The organism is Polynucleobacter sp. Fuers-14 (genome assembly GCF_018882045.1).
Lineage (GTDB): Bacteria > Pseudomonadota > Gammaproteobacteria > Burkholderiales > Burkholderiaceae > Polynucleobacter.
Genome location: NZ_JACVPG010000043.1, coordinates 438 through 3,085, shown reverse-complemented (window position 1 = coordinate 3,085; position 2,648 = coordinate 438). Strand labels below are relative to the sequence as shown.

1 protein-coding gene is annotated in these 2,648 nt (G+C 46.4%); it reads right to left on the bottom strand.

The features are described 5' to 3' along the window. The coding region (locus ICN40_RS11635; protein ID WP_216244157.1) for an autotransporter-associated beta strand repeat-containing protein at positions 1 to 2,648 on the bottom strand (2,648 nt) is incomplete at both ends.

Below are 2,648 nucleotides of genomic sequence, written 5' to 3'. Positions count from 1 at the left end.
TATTCACAGCAGCGGTCACAGTCTCACTACCGATAAAGCCACTTAAGGTACCCAGCGCACTCATGGTGGCGGTGGTTGTGCCATCGTAAGTCTTGTTATTAGCAGTTGCTGTACCGATGGTCAGCGCTTTCTTGGTAATAGTAGCGACTATCGAGCCACTTACCGATTGGCTATAGCCATAAACTGCCTTGCCAGAAGAATCGACTGCGCTAAGAGTTACCGATACTCCAGCAATGGAGTCGGCACTTGCCACATTGGCAGAGTTATAGCTTCCAGTGATAGCGCTCACAGTCACCACATCACCATTGACGGCTGCGCCCAACGTGTAGTTACTTGAAGTTAAGGCCGCAGCCGTTGTCGCATCATAGACTTTAGTTGCTGAACCACTCAGGGAAACTGAAACACTAGGGGCGTAAGTGTATAAAAATCCGTTACCAGTGCCAAGTGCTGTTGTACTTCCATAGATAGCATTGTATTGGGTGTAGTTATTAACCAATGAACCATATACATCGCCGGTAGTGGCATTAAATGGATCAGCATTGGTGCTCCAAACTTGCCAGTAAGTACCAGTAGTTGTAGCCACCAAAGCATTGGATCCGCCATTATTAATGAACCGGGCTGGATCGATAATGATATTGCCATTGGCAGTAGTTATGGTGGCACCACTATCAATGGTAAAGATACTTATGGCGTTTAAGTTGGCATTAGCTGTACCGGTGATATTGATGGCCTTGTTAATTGTCAGATTACCGGCCACATTGAGGGTCAGCGCACCACTGCTGCTGATACCACTATATGCGCCTACTGTACCCACTGTTAAGTTGCTAGTATTTCTTAAATCCAAGCTAGCGATACCACTAGCTGCTAAGGTGCCAAAGTTATTACTACTGTTGTTCAAAGTAAATGTACCTGCGCCAATAAATAAGGCGTTAGTAGCTGAAATAGCCCCAGTTTGAGAAGCTACTCCCGAGGTATTTAAGCTTAAGGTACCTACTCCACTGGCCCCAGCAAACGATTGATTACCACTACCAGAGCTAATGGTGAGGTTGTAATTTCCACCTGTAATCGCACTAGTAAAGGTTACAGCGCCATTACTCGTTGTTGTTAAGGTGGTGTTGGCACCTAAACCCACTGCACCAGTGTAAGTTTGGGTACCACTGGTGGTAATAGATCCAGCCAAGGTGCTGGTGCCAGTGACCGTCAGACTAGAAGTGCCGGTAGAGTTGGTAATAGAACTGGTCCCTGACATAGTCAAAGAACCCACTGTTAGTGTTCTTTGTAAATCTAAGGTAGCAGAGCTAATGGTTAGGGCTGCTGTGGTGTTGCCTAGGGTGCCCGTACTGGTAACGGCTAAAGTACCTGCTGAGATAGTGGTGCCACCAGCGTAGGTGTTGGTGCCAGACAGTGTTAAGGTGCCTGTACCGGATTTAGTCAGAGAACCTGAACCACTGATGGCACTCGAAATAGTAATAGCGTTATTTGAGCTGATGGATGAAAGGGCTGTTAGCGAAATTGTGCCACTCAGAGTACTGCCTGTAATAGATCCGTTAGAAATCGTACCGCCATTCAATATGATGGCATTAGCCAAGCTATAGCCATTTAAATCTAAAGTAATACCTGAATTAATCACAAGAATAGCAGTACTGTCATTGTTGTAATACCCACCAGTCACCAAAAGATCAGACAAGGTGGTATCACTCAAAGTAATGGCTAATAGGTAGTTGTAAGTCCCAGTAATGGAAAAGCTGCCAGCGCCTTGCTTTAACAGGGTATAGCTTGGGCCCGTAACATTACCGCTGATAGTTAATCTATAGGTGCTACCTACATTAACAAAAGAGTTGGCAGTTAGAGTCACGTTACCAGATACAGTGGCATTAACAGCACTTGCAGCAATCGTGCCACCATTCAGAGTAATGAGCTCCGAAACAGTGCTAGTAGTTTGAATATCTAAAATACCGCCACTACTGACAGTAGTGCCATTTTGCGTGGTACCGGAAGTGCCCAATGCTGATGCATTGGTAATAGCCAAAGTACCTGCACTAATGGTCGTAGCACCAGTGTAGGTGTTGGTGCCAGAGAGAGTGGTTGTTCCACTACCCGCCTGCGTTAAGGTTGCACTCGTTCCCGCTAAAATAGCAGAGATAGTGCCATCAGAGGTGTTGTTAAAGGTGTAGCTTGATGCGGTTAAAATACCCAAGCCAGTGATAGAGCCACCACTAGTGCCGATTGTGACGATGCCTACGGTTTGACTAAAAGTTGTCATAGCGAAAGTGCCGCCATTAATGGTGAGGCTACCAGTACTCAGTAGTGCACTACTCTTGCCCAAGGTTAGTGTGCCGCCACTAATCGTCGTGCCGCCAGTATAGGTGTTGGTGCCAGAGAGTATGACGATACCCGTTTGAGATGCGCCATTAATTGTTAGCGCACTTGATCCAGCAATCACTCCCGCTACAGTCAAAGTGTTACCACTAGTAGCTGCTAAGCCTCCTGCAGAAGATAGGGTGATTCCCCGATTACTGGAGAGAGATAGTGTTGCTGTAGCTTGTAATGTACCGCCATTAATGGTGATTGAGCTAGCAGTTACGCTAGATGGGGTTGCTCCTAAATTAGCCTCTGCAGAAATAGAGAGGATGCCCCCACTAATCGTA